Raw genomic sequence first — 14724 nt, 5'->3', positions numbered from 1 at the left:
TATGAAATATAATCAATATGCTTATGTTGAAACTCCATTTGAAAAGCAAGTGGCTGAATTAAAGGCAATAAACTTCTTGCCTGATGATTATTCATCATATTCTTTGACAGCATTGTTTGCTAAGTTAGTTCAAATGACTATTGCTGAAGCTAAAAGCGATGAAAGCAAGAAAGCTAAGATGATTGAATTTGCTGTATCTGAAAATCAAACATTAGCTGAATATTTGCAAACTGAGCGCGAAACAATTTCTGTACAAGAATTCTACAACGTTGCGCTTCAACTTTTAGGCTATCACGTCGGCTATGATTACGACTTCTCAGATCCGACTGCTTTCATGAAGAAGCAAGCTTTGCCATTTGTTTCAAAAATTGGTAGCATCGATGAATTGATTAGTGCCTTTTATCGTTTGCTCAACACTAGAAGTAAGAACGGTCAATTATTGATCGATGTTATGGCTGGGAAAGGTTACTTCACTCAATTCTGGGGAGAAGGAAAGTTTATTTTCTTCAATGGAAAAGCCTTGCCTGTATTTGACACCAATAAGGTAATTAGAGAAGTTGTCTACGTTGAAACTGATCTTGATACTGATCGTGATGGTCAAAGCGACTTAATTCAAGTAACAGTTTTCCGTCCAGCAGAATCAGGCAAAGATTTAAAGGTTCCAGCTTTATACACAGCTAGCCCATATTTTGGTGGAATCATTGAAAATGTTGCTCGCAACCACAGCGTTGATGAAAACCTAACTGATGCTACTGTTTGGACAAATCCAAAATATGAGCATACTCAAATTGTTGAAGCTCCACATCCAGCTGCTGGAGAAGGCGTTTCGGCTGAAGAAGCTGTCCACAAGTCATCTTATCCACTAAACGAATACCTTTTAGCTCGCGGATTTGCTTCTGTATTTGCAGGAGGAATCGGTACTAGAGGTAGCGACGGCTTAAGAATTACTGGTGCTCCTGAAGAAACCGAATCAGCCAAAGCTGTAGTTGAATGGCTTCACGGCGACCGCATTGCTTATACTGATCGAAGCAAAAAGCATGAAGTTAAGGCTTTTTGGTGCAATGGCAATATCGGAATGACAGGTCGTTCATATTTAGGTACTTTGCAAATTGCTGTCGCAACCACTGGCGTTGCTGGTCTTAAGACTGTTGTATCTGAAGCTGCTATTTCTTCATGGTACGACTATTACCGTGAACATGGTTTGGTTATTGCTCCAGAAGCATGTCAAGGCGAAGACTTAGACTTGCTAGCTGAAACTTGCCAATCAAATCTTTGGGATGCAGGTTCATACCTCAAGATCAAGCCAAAATATGAAGAAATGCAAAAGGAACTCCTTGAAAAAGGCGACCGAGTAACTGGTCAATATTCAGATTACTGGGAAGCTCGTAATTACCGTCACCATACTGATGGAATTAAATGTTCATGGATCAGCGTTCACGGTTTAAACGACTGGAATGTTAAACCAAAGAATGTCTATAAGATTTGGCAATTGGTCAAGACTTTACCTAAGGATCACCACCTCTTCTTGCACCAAGGCCCTCACTACAACATGAATAACTTGGTATCAATCGACTTCACTGATTTGATGAACTTGTGGTTTGTTCACGAATTGCTTGAAATTGATAACCATGCTCCTGAGCAATGGCCAACTGTAATGATTCAAGACAACCTTGAAGCAGATTACTGGCATGAAGAAGCAGATTGGTCAGATGAATTGGGCCAAGAAGTTGTTTACTATCCAACTGACGAAGGTGAATTATTCAAGGATGGCAATGGTAAGGCTAAGCTTTCATTCACTGATGTAGGTGGAAAAGAATTTAAGGAAGCCAAGATTTCTGAAAGCGACTGGGAATACAAGTTTATCTGTGGCGATGAAAAGTGGGCTAAGCCAAGTCTTCGCTTTACTACTGACGAATTTATCCGCCCAGTAACTTTAGTCGGACGTCCAGAAGTAACTATTACTGTGGCAGGTTCTCTTCCAAAGGGACAAATTTCTGTTGCTTTAGTAGAATTAGGCGATCGCAAGCGTTTGACTCCAACTCCTAAGTTCTTGATGCGTGGTGGTCAAGAGTTAGGCTACCGCTTTGGTACCGATACTTTGCAAGAATTTGTTCCAGACAAGTTGACCCATGCTAAATTAATTAGCAAATCTCACATGAACTTGCAAAATTATGCAGATATGCACAAGCCAAGCAAGATTGAAGCAGGTCAATTTGTAGAATTGAACTTCAAGTTGCAACCAACTTACTACCGCATGCCGGTTGGTAGCAAGCTTGCTTTGATTATTTACTCAACTGACCAAGGCATGACCAAGCGACCATTAGAAGACGAAACTTACACAATCGATTTGGCTAAGACTGAATTGCGTTTTTATCAAAAATAAAGAAAAGAAGTTGTTTTAATGACCCTAATCGATGAAATTATGGCAGCTCCTGAAAATAAGGAGTTTACTGCTAAAAATTGGAAACCAGTCTTTTTTACTCCAGAAACTGCTAAAATTGTCATTATCGGACAAGCCCCTAGCAAGCGGGTGCAAGATACTGGTTTGATGTGGAATGACGCTTCTGGGGACAGATTAAGACAATGGCTCGGCGTTGATCGGAGCGAGTTTTACGATTCGGGAGATTTTGCTAATATTCCGATGGACTTTTATTATCCGGGAAAAGGCAAGAGTGGAGATTTGCCACCTAGAAAAAATATTGCTCAAAAATGGCATCCTCAATTATTGGAAACAATGCCTAAGCGGCAGTTGATAATTTTAGTTGGCAATTATGCCCAAAGATACTATTTGAACTTGCCATCAAAGGTGAAGTTGACCAATGTCGTTCAATCTTTTGATCAATATTTGCCAGAATACTTTCCATTGGTTCATCCATCTCCGCGGAATAATATTTGGCTGAGAAAGAACCCTTGGTTTGAACAAGATGTTGTTCCAGCTTTGCAAGAATTAGTAAGACAGATTATTGCTTAAGCAAGCAACAAAAGGTGCGTATAAAGCGCGCCTTTTTGCTTGACGATTTAAGTATTAAAATTGTGATCAAAAAACATTTTTGTTAAGATCAAAAGATACAGTATTTTAGAAAAGGTTTGAATTTTATGCGCAAACAAGAAACCCAAAGGATTGCCTTAACAGCGATTTTTTCGGCTATTTTATTATTGCAAACGTTTGTCCCTTTAATTGGATATATTCGAATTCTGCCAGGTCTTCCAGCAGTTACTACCGTCCCTTTGACGATTGCTATTTATGCTTGCTTGATGGGACCTAAAGCCGGGGCGCTATTTGGCCTATTTTGGGGAATTACTAGATTAATAATGGCTTATACTGCCCCAAGCGACTTGATTACGATCATGCTATTTCAAAATCCGCTGATCGCACTAGTTCCGAGAGTAGCAGCCGGTTTAATGCCAGGCCTAATTACTCAAAAAAGGAATGCCGGCACATGGACCTACTTATTTGCAGGTATGAGTGCATCTTTAGCCAATACTTTGCTAGTAATCTTGCTAACAGATCTTTGCTATTTGCAAAATTCTGCAAAATTAGTAACTAGTCTTGGAGCCATTAACGATAAACCATTGATTCTGATTTTGCTGGTGGCACTTGGCAGCAATGGAATTCTTGAGTTGATTTTTACTGGAGTTTTAACGCCAATAATTTTAAAGCCGTTGACAAGAATTTTGCGAAAAAATGGAATATAATCTAGCTAGGCAATATTTTTTGAAAGGGGACCTCATTATGCCATTTGTACATATTCAATTGATCAAAGGAAGAACCGACGAACAACTCACTAACTTGATGAAAGATGTAACTGAAGCTGTTCACAAGAATACTGGAGCTCCTAAAGAACACATCCATGTTATTATCGATGAACTTGGCAAGCACAGCTACGGCAATAACGGCGAATGGAAAGCTTAATTTGATGAACAAGAACTTGAGACTTGATCCCAAGTTCTTTTTTGAAGGGAAGAGAAAATTTGTTTGATTACCGAAATAACTTAAAGCTAATTTTGCAAAATACTGATGGCGATGACAAAAGCTTAAAAAATGGACTCGCAGCCATCAAGACAGTTTTGCAGATGACAGATGATCAAACTGATCAAACTATAGCAGAAAGTCAAGAAGATACAGAACTAGTTCAAAAATTGATAGCTGCATTGACGCAGCTTTTAATAGTGCCTGGAGATAACGCAGCCAAAGAACAAGCTGTCAGTACAATCCATAAATTGACCTTTGTCAAAGGCGTCAGCAAAAAATACGGCAAGGATTTAGGCAAATTAGAACAAGCAATTCAAAAGTCGATTACAACAAAAGAAGCAATCAATTCTAAGATCTTTAGGGATGCAGTGACTCCAAAAAAGCCCATCAGTAAAGACTATCGCAAGGGACGCAGATATACAGTTATTCGCTTGGTTTCTGGAGCTGAATTGATCAATGATAATGGCGATGTAGTTTATACAGTTAAAGAATCTCAAGTTCATACTCTTAACTTGAAGAGCGGCGACATTGTTGAAGCCCTTGAGGATAAGCAAAATCCAAATTATGAAGCAGAGATTCTTAGAGTTGTTGGCTATCGCAAGTTGCGCACGCGAGATTATGACCAGATTGAAGATTTTAAGTATGCTGTTGTTCAAGGCAAGGCCGGGCAATTAGCGATTACGCGCAATATCAATGGACAAAAATTGAAGATTCGGGGCAAAAATGTCGTTATTCCGGTTGATAGCAGCTATTATCAAGGTGAAAATATTCACCTTGAAGATGGATCAATCGTTGATCTGGCTTGGTATACTGGCGATATTCGTTTAAAGAAAAATCCAGCCGATGCAGTGCAAATTCGCTGGATTTATCAAACTGAAGCTGAAAAAAGAGCTTCTACTAAGAAGAAAAGCAAAGAAAAAACTGAAACCGAGCAAAATCTTACCTTGCTTGATTTAGACTTGCATTACAAGCGCGTGGGTATTGCAGTTGGCGACAACCAAAATGAACAAATGCTAGAGGGAATAGTTCAGCGCTACAATGGAATTCCGATCCCAATCAATGCCTTTGATGGCAAGAAAAAGGCCATGGAGCGACAAATCAAAGACTTGGATATTGTGATTTTAGTGACGGCTTTTGCAGCCCACGATTCAACCTGGAATATTCGCGAGTTTTCAAGTAAGTATGGGGTAAAATTCGCTGTTAGTTCAAGCAAAGGCTATCAATCTTTTGAAAGGGCACTTTACCGAGCGGCTAATGGCTTGCCAGCTTATGAGGGTAATCAGACGATTGAATACAAAACAAAAAACGAATAATTAAGTTTTTTTGTGCTTTTTCATTGATAAAAGCTCCATAGCGTTGTAAAATGTAGGAGTTGTATTTGTGGGAACCTCCACATCTGCAACCGCACATAACGAGGTAAGAAGTTCTTTGAGGTAGAAGACACCTCGGTTGGCGAGTCTAAGTATTTTTACGGAGGTGTACAAATGTACGCAATTATTAAGACCGGTGGTAAGCAATACAAGGTTACTGAAGGCGAAGCTATCTTTGTTGAAAAGCTTGATGTTGAAGCAGGCGCAGAAGTAACTTTTGATGAAGTTGTTCTTGTTTCAGATGGCAAGGATGTAAAAGTAGGTACTCCTTTAGTTGAAGGTGCTAAGGTAACTGCTAAAGTTGAAAAGCAAGGCAAGGAAAAGAAGGTTGTAACTTTCAAGTACAAGCCAAAGAAGCACTCTCACACTAAGTATGGTCACCGTCAACCTTACACTAAGGTTACAGTTGAAAAGATTGAAGCTTAATTTAGAGGTGAAATGATAATGAATATTTTAGGTTTGAAGTTATTTGCCCACCACAAGGGTGGCGGTTCTACTGCCAACGGTCGTAACTCAGCTGGTCGTCGTTTAGGCGCTAAGGCTGCTGATGGTCAAACTATCCACGCAGGTACTATTATTTACCGTCAACGTGGTACTAAGATCCACCCAGGTAAGAATGTTGGTAGAGGTGGCGACGACACTTTATTTGCATTAGTAAATGGTGTTGTTAAGTTTGAACGTCTTGGTAAATTCAAGAAGCAAGTTTCAGTTATTCCAGCTGACGAAGCTAAGTAATAGAAATAAATTTGCGGGGCATTGCCTCGCTTTTTTAGTTTATAAGGTAATTTTTTGTCTATTGCAATCCCTATCTTGTATAATTGAGCTAACAAGTTCAATTATGAAGGGGGCTTTTGAATGGAAGCACAACAAGATTTGTTAAGCTTATTGCAAAAAAGAATTGCTGCTACTTGTGATTTGATCAAAGATCAAAATGCAGATGCAATGATTGTTTATAATCAAGCTAATTACCGCTATTTGACCAACTTTACTGGCGAAGAAGCACAATTGATCTTAACTAGTAGTGGCGAAAGATATCTGTTATCAGATTCGCGCTTTAAAGAACAAATTAAGGCTCAAGCTCCAGGCGAGATGACCGTGATTATGAAGCGGGATTATGAAGTCAATGAGATTAGCAAGATTTTAAAAAAACTGGGGTTATCTAAGGTGTTAGTTGAAGGCGAGTATACTTCAGCGATTGATTACCAAAAATTGCAGGAATTGAATCCCCAAATCACTTTTGAAATTTGCCAAGAATTAATCGAGCAAGTTCGCAATGTTAAGGATGAACTTGAAATAGCAACCTTGCGCAGGGCAATCGAAATTTCAATGGAGAGTTTCAAGGAAATTTTGCCAATGTTAAAGCCAGGCGTGCAAGAGCGAGAAATTGGCGCAAAATTAGATTACTTGTTCAAAGTGCATGGCGGAGATGGTCCATCCTTTGATACAATTATTGCATCTGGCGTAAGAAGTGCCTGGGCACATGGCGTAGCTAGCGACAAGCGTCTAAAAGAGGGCGAATTAATCGTGATCGACTTTGGTAGCTTTTATCATGGCTACGCGGCAGATATTACTCGAACAGTAGCTTTGGGCAAAGTAGAGCCAGAACTTCATAAAATTTACAAAATTGTTCATGAAGCACAAAGGCGAGGAATTGAAGCAGCAGTTGCTGGCAATACTGGCTTTGACGTTGATAAAGCAGCCCGTGATTATATTACCGAGCAAGGATATGGTCAATATTTTGGCCATGGAATTGGTCACGGAATTGGACTAGAAATTCATGAACTTTGTCAACCAGCACTTCCATTTAAAAAGCAGGTTTTGATAGACAATATGGTGCATACAGTTGAACCGGGAATTTATCTTCCTGATAAGGGCGGAGTAAGAATTGAGGATGATGTGCTTATTTCAAGATCCACTCCAGAAGTCTTATCAACTTTGCCAAAAGACGAGTTACTTTCTCTATAGCCAAACATGCTTTAAATTGGTAACATAGATATGTAGAAATGAGGTACCTATTATGACAATGATTTCAGTTAACGAATTTAAGAACGGTTTGACCATTCAATACAACAATGACTTATGGAGAATTGTTGAATTCCAACACGTAAAGCCAGGTAAGGGTAGTGCTTTCGTTCGTTCAAAGCTTAAGAGTTTGAGAACCGGTGCTGTTCAAGAATATACTTTCCGTTCAACTGCTAAAGTTGATACTGCAGATATTCAAACTAAGTCTATGCAATACTTGTACAACGATGGCAGTAGCTATGTTTTCATGGATACCAATACTTACGATCAGTTAGCAATCCCAACTGAACAAATTCAAGAAGAAGCTAAGTATTTGAAGGAAAACATGACTGTTTCAGTAGTTACTCACGAAGGCGAAACTTTGGGAGTACAATTGCCAAATACAGTTGACTTAGCAGTTGCTAAGACTGAACCAAATATCAAGGGTGACACTTCATCTGGTGGTGGTAAGCCAGCAACTATGGAAACAGGTTTGGTTGTTACTGTACCATTCTTCATCAATGAAGGTGATGTTTTAACTATTAACACCAGTGATGGTACGTACGTATCACGTGCAAACAAGTAGTAAATTCGAGGTAAAAAAATGGCAGATAGTTCAAAAATTCTCTTAAGTGGCGAAGAAAATGGTGAACAAATAAAAATTGATCCCAGTGTCCTTGAAGTTATTTTGGGCATTGCCGCTGAAAAAGTTGATGGCGTAGTTGGAATGCGTGGTAATTTAACATCAGGCATCAAGGAAGCTTTAGGTAGAACAGATCGCGGCAAGGGTGTAAATATCAGTATCGATCAAGATCAAAAATTGATCGCAGATGTTTATGTATATGTTGAAGCAGGAGTTAACGTACCTGCGGTTGCCTTAAAATTGCAAAAGGTCTTAAAGACGCAATTGATTCAAATGACGGATTTAGAATTAAAGGCCATCAATATTCATGTCGTTGGATTAGTTTTCAAAGATAGTGAAATCCAAGACGAGAATGATACTACTGAACTATTTCCGGAGGACGATGAATAGTGACAATGAATCAACATGATAGTCGTAGAATTGCACTACAGGCAATCTTTTTATCTAATCAAGATAAGGATTTGACTGTGCAAGAAGTTGAATCAAAGATATTGACAGTCTTTAATTTGAAGCAACTTTCTGCCTATAGTCAATCTTTGATTTCTGGTGTAATCGAAAATAGAGCTCAATTAGAAGCAGATATTACTAAGCACCTTAAATCTGGATGGAGACTAGAGAGGGTTAACGCTATTGTTGTAGCAATTATCGAAATTGCTTTGTACGAAATTAAATATAGCGAAAATATTGAGCCGAAAGTAGCTGTTAATGAAGCTTTGAATTTATGCGATGAGTTTGCAGATCCAAAGACAAAACCATTTGTTAATGGAATTTTGGCGAACTTTATGAATTAATAATTGATAGCCGGCGTTTGCCGGCTATTTTTTACAAGAAAATAGGTGAAAATATGGATAAAATACTCGATGGAAAAAAAGTAGCAGAATTAAAAAGTCAAAGACTTAAAGATTTTGTTAAGAATTTGATTGATCAGAAAAAACAACCACATTTTTGCGTAATTAATATTGGGGACAATGCAGCCAGCAAAGTTTACATCCGTGCAAAAACTCGCATGGCAGAAAAAATTGGTATTTTGCAGGAAAATATTCAATTACCAAAGACGGTTTCTGAAGATGAAGTTGTTGCCTTAATCAAAAAATTGAATGCTGATCCAGAAATCAACGGCGTGATGGTTCAATTGCCTGCTCCAGACCATATCAATGTTAAGAGATTAATGGATACCATCGATCCTGAAAAAGACGTGGACTGCTTGACGCCAACTAATATTGGTCGTCTTTGGGAAGGGGATCATTTCGTTGAGCCTGCAACAGCAGCTGGAATCATTAGTTTGCTAGAGGAATATGACATTGATTTAACTGGCAAGAAGGCAGTTATTATCGGCCGAAGCAATATTGTAGGTAAGCCATTAGCTGCACTTTTGCTTGAAAAGAACGCTTCAGTTTCAATTTTACATTCAAAAACCGACAATTTATCTGACTATACCCGTCAAGCCGATTTATTGGTAGCTGCTGTAGGTCAACCTGAATTAGTTAAAGCAGATATGGTTAAGCCTGGCGCAATTGTAATCGATGTGGGCATTAACCGAATCGACAATCATTTGGTTGGAGATGTTGCTTTTGATGAAGTAAAGGAGGTAGCTAATTTGATTACCCCTGTTCCTGGTGGAGTTGGTCCTTTGACTGTTGAGTCATTGATGGAGCAGGTTGTTAAATTGGCCAAAAGACAAGATGAGAGAAGATAAATATCTTACCGTAACGGATTTAAATTATTACATTACTCAAAAATTTAAAAATGATCCATACTTGCACAAGGTTTTTTTGCAAGGTGAATTATCAAACTTTCGTTTTCGGAGAAATTCTCACCAATATTTTTCGCTTAAAGATGAAAAATCAAAAATCAATGTGGTTATGTTTAGGACCTATTTTGATAAGGTGAAATTCAAGCCAGAAGAAGGTATGAAAGTCTATTTAACAGGCTACGTTTCAGTTTATGGCGCCCAAGGGTCTTATCAGTTTTATGCAGAAAGCATGGAGCCAGCGGGGTTAGGTGCACTTTATGAACGCTTGAGACAATTGCAAGAAAAGCTAAGCAAAGAAGGACTATTTGCAGCTGAACATAAGAAAAAATTACCTCATTTTCCTGATAGAATTGCAGTTGTTACTTCGGCTTCTGGTGCGGTTATTCACGATATTATGGTTACAGCCAATCGGCGCTTTCCACATGCTGAAATTGACCTGTTTCCTGCACAAGTTCAAGGTGATAGTGCTGCCCAAAGCCTAATAGATGCAATGAAACAAATTTTGGCGCAGGCTGATTTATATGACGTAATGATTATTGGTCGTGGTGGTGGATCGCTAGAAGATTTATGGCCGTTTAATGAAGAAATAGTTGTCCGTCAGGTCTACGACATGCCAATGCCGGTTATTTCTTCTGTCGGCCATGAAACAGATACCACCTTGTGCGATTTGGTAGCAGATGTGCGGGCAGCTACGCCAACAGCAGCCGCCGAATATGCGACGCCAAATTTAGCCGATGAACTAGCTAATATCCATCAATTGCAGAGCCGATTACTAGCTAATATCCAAAATATCATTAGAGGAAAAAGGGAAGTCTTGAACCGAATCAATAATTCAGTGATAATGCGAGAGCCGGCTAGACTTTATGATCAACAAATTCAAACCCTTGATCTTTTAAATAAGCGGTTGAATAATAGTATGCAGCAACAGTTGTTTACGGATCGGCAAAATTACCAATTATTAACGCAAAAACTGCTGGCAAGCAGCCCTAAACAACAAATTGTTAGCTTCAAGCAACAAAGAGAATTTTTGGCTAAACAAATTGTCTCCAGTATGAAGAACTTGCTAACGAGCAAAAGGACTACTTTGCGTCAGAAAATGCAGCAGCTTGATGACTACAGCCCGCTAAAGACTTTGGATCGTGGCTATAGCTATACAACTGTTGCTGATGGAAAAGCGGTTAGTTCGGTAGAGCAAGTGAAAGTAAATGATTCAATTACCGTTCACTTTAAGGATGGAGCGATTGAAGCGAAGATTGCAGAAATTAAGGAAGAAACTTATGGCAACAAAGAAGAATAATTTTGAGGATCAATTAGTTGAATTAGAAAAAATCGTAACCAGTCTAGAAAATGGCAACGTACCTTTGGAAGACGCCTTGAAGCAATTTCAAACAGGTATAAAGCTTAGCCGAGAACTTGATCAAAAGTTGACTCAAGCAGAAGAAACTGTGGCTAAGTTGATCGATAAGGATGGAACAGTTCACCAACTAGATCCTAATAACGCAAACGCACCAGAGGAATAAAATGACGACATTTAAAGAATTTCAAGCACATTGGACACCAACTATTAATCAATATTTAGAAGAAAAACTGAGTCAAGAAGTTGAAGACGAAACCTTCCGTCAAATCATGCTTTACTCAGTTGTTGCAGGTGGGAAAAGATTGCGCCCATTGCTATTTTTGGCTACTGCCAGTGTAGCTGGAATGGAAATTGGCGAAAATGAATTGAAAATTGCCTGCGGAATAGAACTTATCCACACATATTCGCTCATTCATGACGATCTGCCAGCAATGGATAACGATGATTATCGCCGTGGCAGATTAACAAGTCACAAAAAGTGGGGCGAAGCTGAAGCTATTTTAGCTGGAGATGCCCTTCTTCCATTAGGAATTCAATGGATTGCCCAAGGTAGTCAAGATTGGCGTTTAGTAGAAATTATTACTAAAGCTGTTGGCCCTAATGGAATGGTTGGCGGACAATATTTAGATATTGATTCAACTAATAATGATGCCGTAGCACAAAACGAAGCCTTGATCGACAAGATGGAATGGCTTAAAACGGGCTGCTTGATTGAAGCTAGCGTCAAAATGGCCACAGTTCATGCAAACATGTCCCAAGAATCGAGCGAAAAGTTAGTTGACTTTGCTCGAGCATTTGGTCGAGCTTTCCAAATCTATGATGATTTGATTGATATCATTGAATCTTCCCAAGAAGCAGGCAAGGCAACTCACAAAGACCAAGAAGTTGGTAAGAACAACACCTTAACGGTTTTAGGCATTGATAAGAGTCGTCAGGAATTGCAAGGATTGATTGACAAGGCTAAAGCAGATCTTGCAGCAGTCAATGGAGAAGTCTTGCTAGGCATTTTAGACTTATACAAAAAGGTATTGTAATGGCAAAAGAACGCGCAGATGTATTGTTAACCCAACAAGGGTTGTTTAATTCAAGGTCTCAAGCTCAAAGAGCAATTATGGCAGGGCTTGTTTCAGACCATAACCATCAACGAATTGACAAAAGTGGAACCAAGTTTCCACTTGATGAAGTCTTTTATGTTAAAGAGGATGGCAAAAAGTATGTGTCACGTGGAGGCTTTAAGCTAGAAAAGGCCTTGAAGTCTTTTGAAATTGATTTAACTGATAAGCTTTGCTTGGATATTGGTGCTTCAACTGGAGGCTTTACTGATGTAGCCTTGCAAAACGGTGCGAGAATGGTTTATGCCTTGGATGTTGGTTACAATCAACTAGCTTGGCAATTGCGCGATGATCCACGAGTTATCGTTATGGAGAAGCAGAATTTCCGCTATAGCAAGCCAGAAGATTTTGAACAAGGAATGCCAGACTTTGCCATGACTGATGTTTCTTTTATTTCATTGGATTTGATTCTGCCTCCAATGTTTGAAATTCTCAAGGATGGCTGCGATGCTGTTTGCTTAATTAAGCCACAATTTGAAGCTGGTCCTGAAAATGTCGGCAAAAATGGAATCGTGCATGATCATGCAGTCCATCAGCAAGTAATTGAGCATACGGTTCAAGTAGCTCGAGAGATCGGTTTTAACGTTTTAGGCTTAGATTATTCCCCAATTAAGGGTGGAAAAGGAAATATTGAATTCTTGATTCATTTGCAAAAAGATGAACAAAATGGCGGCCAATATTTAGCTAAGGAAACAGCTCAAGATGTTGTTGCTCGAGCAGTTGCTGGCTTATAGAAGGGGAATGTCATATGCTAGTTGAACTCGATATTCAAAATTTTGCAATCATCAAGAGCCTAAAAGTTCGCTTCCAAGAAAATATGACTGTCTTAATTGGTGAAACTGGTGCAGGTAAGTCCATCTTGATCGACGCCGTTTCATTATTGATGGGTGGCCGCGGCCAAAAAGAAATGATCCGGACTGGCGAAACTAAAGCAGTTATTACAGGATTATTTGAGCCAATCGATCAAAAAGAAATCATTGCCGATCTATGTGAAAAATACGGTCTACCTTATGACGATGGTCAACTAGTGGTTAGCCGGGAACTAGCTAACAAAGGTCGCAACGTCGTAAGGATCAATGGTCAACTGACAACGATCAATGTTTTGCGCGAATTAGGCAATTATTTAGTCGATATCCATGGTCAAAATGATCAGCAAGTTTTGATGGATCAGGATCGACAAATTGACTTAGTCGATGACTATGCACCAGCTGAGTTTAAGGCTGATCTAGCAGCTTATCTTACTGATTATGAAGAATGGAAGAAAGTCTCTAGTCAATTGAAATCATTGCGTCAAAATGCACAAGAATTAGCCCAAAAGCAAGATATTTTACAATTTCAAAACGATGAGCTAGAAGCAGCCAATCTTGAAGATCCACATGAAGATGAGAGTCTAGAAGAAGAATATAGTGAATTATCCAATTTCCAAAAAATTGCCGATACTGCATCATACTTTATGCAAATGTATGATGATGACGAGCATGGGATCGCCACTTTGTTAAGCGATGCCCAAGATGCTGCAGCTGATTTGGCTTCTTATGGCAGCAAGTTCAAGAATTTTTCAACTACGGTTGAAGAAGGAGTGTACGCTTTAAGCGATGCTAGATCAGAATTGTCTGATTTGATGGATCAGCTAGATTTTGATGAAGAAAGATTCCAGTATGTATCTCACCGAATTGATACTTTGAATACTCTCAAGAAAAAATATGGTCCGACTTTGCCAGATGTGTTCAAATTTTACGAAAAGGTACAGACAGAGCTTGGTCAATTTGAAACTGGCGGCTTAGATGAAGAAAAATTGCAGCAAGAATTGAGCAAGATTGAAGATCGTTTGCAAAAAAAGGCCCGTAAGCTTCATTTGACTCGCGAGGAAATTGCTCATTCGCTAGAAAGTCAAATCAAGGAAGAATTAGCTGATCTATATATGGAAAAGGCCCGTTTTTCAATTAATTTTGAAGAAACGACGACTTTTACCTCAAAAGGAACAGACAAAATTACTTTCTTGATTGCTCCTAACCCTGGCGAAGATTTGATGCCACTAGTTAAAATCGTTTCTGGTGGTGAGCAGTCTAGATTGATATTGGCCTTGAAGTCGATCTTTAGTAAGGTAGAACCCGTTGGAACAATGATCTTTGACGAAATTGATACAGGAGTTTCGGGACGAGTTTCAGCTGCTATTGGTCGAAAGATGCATTCAATTGGCAAGAATAAGCAAGTTATTGCAATTACTCACTCACCGCAAGTTGCTGCAGCGGGTGACCAGCGTTATTTGGTAGCTAAGGAAGTCAAAGATGGTGCAACTTTCACCCAGGTTGGACCATTAAGCAAAGAAGAAACAATCACTGCCATTGCTCAAATGATGGCCGGCAGCAATGTTACTGATGCGGCTAAGCAAAATGCGGTTGATTTGATGAAGAGTTTTAAAGATGATACTGATACTCAGAATTAATATCGTCAAAAACAAGACAATACTTGAAAAACCCTTATCCTTAGTGCAAAATAGACATATTAGTATTTT

At 39.1% G+C, this 14724-nt stretch carries 17 protein-coding genes and 1 other annotated feature; all 17 genes read left to right on the top strand.

Going from position 1 to position 14724, the window contains the following annotated elements; all coding sequences use genetic code 11:
- Window position 1 precedes the first annotated feature (1 nt).
- A complete protein-coding gene (locus tag BN53_RS07325) occupies window positions 2–2383 on the top strand; it encodes a Xaa-Pro dipeptidyl-peptidase (protein ID WP_009560318.1) in 2382 nt (793 codons plus the stop codon).
- A gap of 18 nt (window positions 2384–2401) precedes the next feature.
- Window positions 2402–2971: a uracil-DNA glycosylase family protein gene (locus BN53_RS07320; protein WP_009560317.1), complete on the top strand. Its 570-nt coding sequence runs from the start codon at window positions 2402–2404 to the stop codon at window positions 2969–2971.
- A gap of 125 nt (window positions 2972–3096) precedes the next feature.
- Window positions 3097–3696 carry an ECF transporter S component gene (locus BN53_RS07315; RefSeq protein ID WP_009560316.1) on the top strand — a complete coding sequence of 200 codons (600 nt, stop codon included), beginning with the start codon at window positions 3097–3099 and terminating at the stop codon, window positions 3694–3696.
- A gap of 37 nt (window positions 3697–3733) precedes the next feature.
- The gene (locus tag BN53_RS07310) at window positions 3734–3913 is read left to right on the top strand and encodes a 2-hydroxymuconate tautomerase (protein WP_009560315.1); all 180 of its coding nucleotides are present in this window, start codon (window positions 3734–3736) and stop codon (window positions 3911–3913) included.
- 59 nt (window positions 3914–3972) lie between these two features.
- Window positions 3973–5286, top strand: coding sequence for a DUF2325 domain-containing protein (locus BN53_RS07305; RefSeq protein WP_009560314.1), 1314 nt, complete (start codon window positions 3973–3975; stop codon window positions 5284–5286).
- Between the two features lie 77 nt (window positions 5287–5363).
- Window positions 5364–5443 (top strand) — a sequence feature (ribosomal protein L21 leader region).
- A gap of 14 nt (window positions 5444–5457) precedes the next feature.
- Window positions 5458–5769, top strand: a complete 312-nt coding sequence (gene rplU, locus BN53_RS07300; RefSeq protein ID WP_009560313.1) for a 50S ribosomal protein L21 — start codon at window positions 5458–5460, stop codon at window positions 5767–5769.
- Between the two features lie 18 nt (window positions 5770–5787).
- Entirely contained in the window at window positions 5788–6078 is a 291-nt protein-coding gene (rpmA, locus tag BN53_RS07295) for a 50S ribosomal protein L27 (RefSeq protein WP_009560312.1), read from the top strand.
- Between the two features lie 120 nt (window positions 6079–6198).
- On the top strand, window positions 6199–7308 hold the full coding sequence (locus BN53_RS07290) for an aminopeptidase P family protein (RefSeq protein ID WP_009560311.1): 1110 nt from the start codon (window positions 6199–6201) through the stop codon (window positions 7306–7308).
- 52 nt (window positions 7309–7360) lie between these two features.
- Window positions 7361–7930, top strand: a complete 570-nt coding sequence (gene efp, locus BN53_RS07285) for an elongation factor P (protein ID WP_009560310.1) — start codon at window positions 7361–7363, stop codon at window positions 7928–7930.
- Between the two features lie 18 nt (window positions 7931–7948).
- Window positions 7949–8377: an Asp23/Gls24 family envelope stress response protein gene (locus BN53_RS07280; protein WP_009560309.1), complete on the top strand. Its 429-nt coding sequence runs from the start codon at window positions 7949–7951 to the stop codon at window positions 8375–8377.
- A gap of 5 nt (window positions 8378–8382) precedes the next feature.
- A complete protein-coding gene (gene nusB / locus BN53_RS07275) occupies window positions 8383–8778 on the top strand; it encodes a transcription antitermination factor NusB (protein ID WP_009560308.1) in 396 nt (131 codons plus the stop codon).
- 53 nt (window positions 8779–8831) lie between these two features.
- A complete protein-coding gene (locus BN53_RS07270; RefSeq protein ID WP_009560307.1) occupies window positions 8832–9683 on the top strand; it encodes a bifunctional methylenetetrahydrofolate dehydrogenase/methenyltetrahydrofolate cyclohydrolase in 852 nt (283 codons plus the stop codon).
- Window positions 9670–11037, top strand: coding sequence for an exodeoxyribonuclease VII large subunit (gene xseA / locus BN53_RS07265; protein WP_009560306.1), 1368 nt, complete (start codon window positions 9670–9672; stop codon window positions 11035–11037). The genes BN53_RS07270 and xseA overlap by 14 nt, the downstream gene beginning before the upstream one ends.
- On the top strand, window positions 11018–11260 hold the full coding sequence (locus BN53_RS07260) for an exodeoxyribonuclease VII small subunit (protein WP_009560304.1): 243 nt from the start codon (window positions 11018–11020) through the stop codon (window positions 11258–11260). The genes xseA and BN53_RS07260 overlap by 20 nt, the downstream gene beginning before the upstream one ends.
- Before the next feature lies 1 nt (window position 11261).
- Window positions 11262–12131, top strand: coding sequence for a polyprenyl synthetase family protein (locus BN53_RS07255; RefSeq protein WP_009560303.1), 870 nt, complete (start codon window positions 11262–11264; stop codon window positions 12129–12131).
- On the top strand, window positions 12131–12943 hold the full coding sequence (locus BN53_RS07250; protein WP_009560302.1) for a TlyA family RNA methyltransferase: 813 nt from the start codon (window positions 12131–12133) through the stop codon (window positions 12941–12943). The genes BN53_RS07255 and BN53_RS07250 overlap by 1 nt, the downstream gene beginning before the upstream one ends.
- A gap of 14 nt (window positions 12944–12957) precedes the next feature.
- A complete protein-coding gene (gene recN, locus BN53_RS07245; RefSeq protein WP_009560301.1) occupies window positions 12958–14655 on the top strand; it encodes a DNA repair protein RecN in 1698 nt (565 codons plus the stop codon).
- Window positions 14656–14724: the final 69 nt, after the last annotated feature.

This window comes from Lactobacillus pasteurii DSM 23907 = CRBIP 24.76 (genome assembly GCF_000297025.1).
In the GTDB taxonomy this organism is placed as follows: Bacteria; Bacillota; Bacilli; order Lactobacillales; family Lactobacillaceae; genus Lactobacillus; species Lactobacillus pasteurii.
This window is presented reverse-complemented; position numbering and strand designations above follow the sequence as displayed.

Bases quoted from the DNA above. Each gene is read 5' to 3' on its own strand.
- BN53_RS07255 (WP_009560303.1), top strand. From the start codon at position 11,262: ATGACGACATTTAAAGAATTTCAAGCACATTGGACACCAACTATTAAT.
- BN53_RS07260 (WP_009560304.1), top strand. From the start codon at position 11,018: ATGGCAACAAAGAAGAATAATTTTGAGGATCAATTAGTTGAATTAGAA.
- recN (WP_009560301.1), top strand. From the start codon at position 12,958: ATGCTAGTTGAACTCGATATTCAAAATTTTGCAATCATCAAGAGCCTA.
- rpmA (WP_009560312.1), top strand. From the start codon at position 5,788: ATGAATATTTTAGGTTTGAAGTTATTTGCCCACCACAAGGGTGGCGGT.
- rplU (WP_009560313.1), top strand. From the start codon at position 5,458: ATGTACGCAATTATTAAGACCGGTGGTAAGCAATACAAGGTTACTGAA.
- BN53_RS07290 (WP_009560311.1), top strand. From the start codon at position 6,199: ATGGAAGCACAACAAGATTTGTTAAGCTTATTGCAAAAAAGAATTGCT.
- xseA (WP_009560306.1), top strand. From the start codon at position 9,670: ATGAGAGAAGATAAATATCTTACCGTAACGGATTTAAATTATTACATT.
- BN53_RS07270 (WP_009560307.1), top strand. From the start codon at position 8,832: ATGGATAAAATACTCGATGGAAAAAAAGTAGCAGAATTAAAAAGTCAA.
- BN53_RS07280 (WP_009560309.1), top strand. From the start codon at position 7,949: ATGGCAGATAGTTCAAAAATTCTCTTAAGTGGCGAAGAAAATGGTGAA.
- BN53_RS07315 (WP_009560316.1), top strand. From the start codon at position 3,097: ATGCGCAAACAAGAAACCCAAAGGATTGCCTTAACAGCGATTTTTTCG.
- BN53_RS07310 (WP_009560315.1), top strand. From the start codon at position 3,734: ATGCCATTTGTACATATTCAATTGATCAAAGGAAGAACCGACGAACAA.
- BN53_RS07250 (WP_009560302.1), top strand. From the start codon at position 12,131: ATGGCAAAAGAACGCGCAGATGTATTGTTAACCCAACAAGGGTTGTTT.
- BN53_RS07320 (WP_009560317.1), top strand. From the start codon at position 2,402: ATGACCCTAATCGATGAAATTATGGCAGCTCCTGAAAATAAGGAGTTT.
- BN53_RS07325 (WP_009560318.1), top strand. From the start codon at position 2: ATGAAATATAATCAATATGCTTATGTTGAAACTCCATTTGAAAAGCAA.
- nusB (WP_009560308.1), top strand. From the start codon at position 8,383: ATGAATCAACATGATAGTCGTAGAATTGCACTACAGGCAATCTTTTTA.
- efp (WP_009560310.1), top strand. From the start codon at position 7,361: ATGACAATGATTTCAGTTAACGAATTTAAGAACGGTTTGACCATTCAA.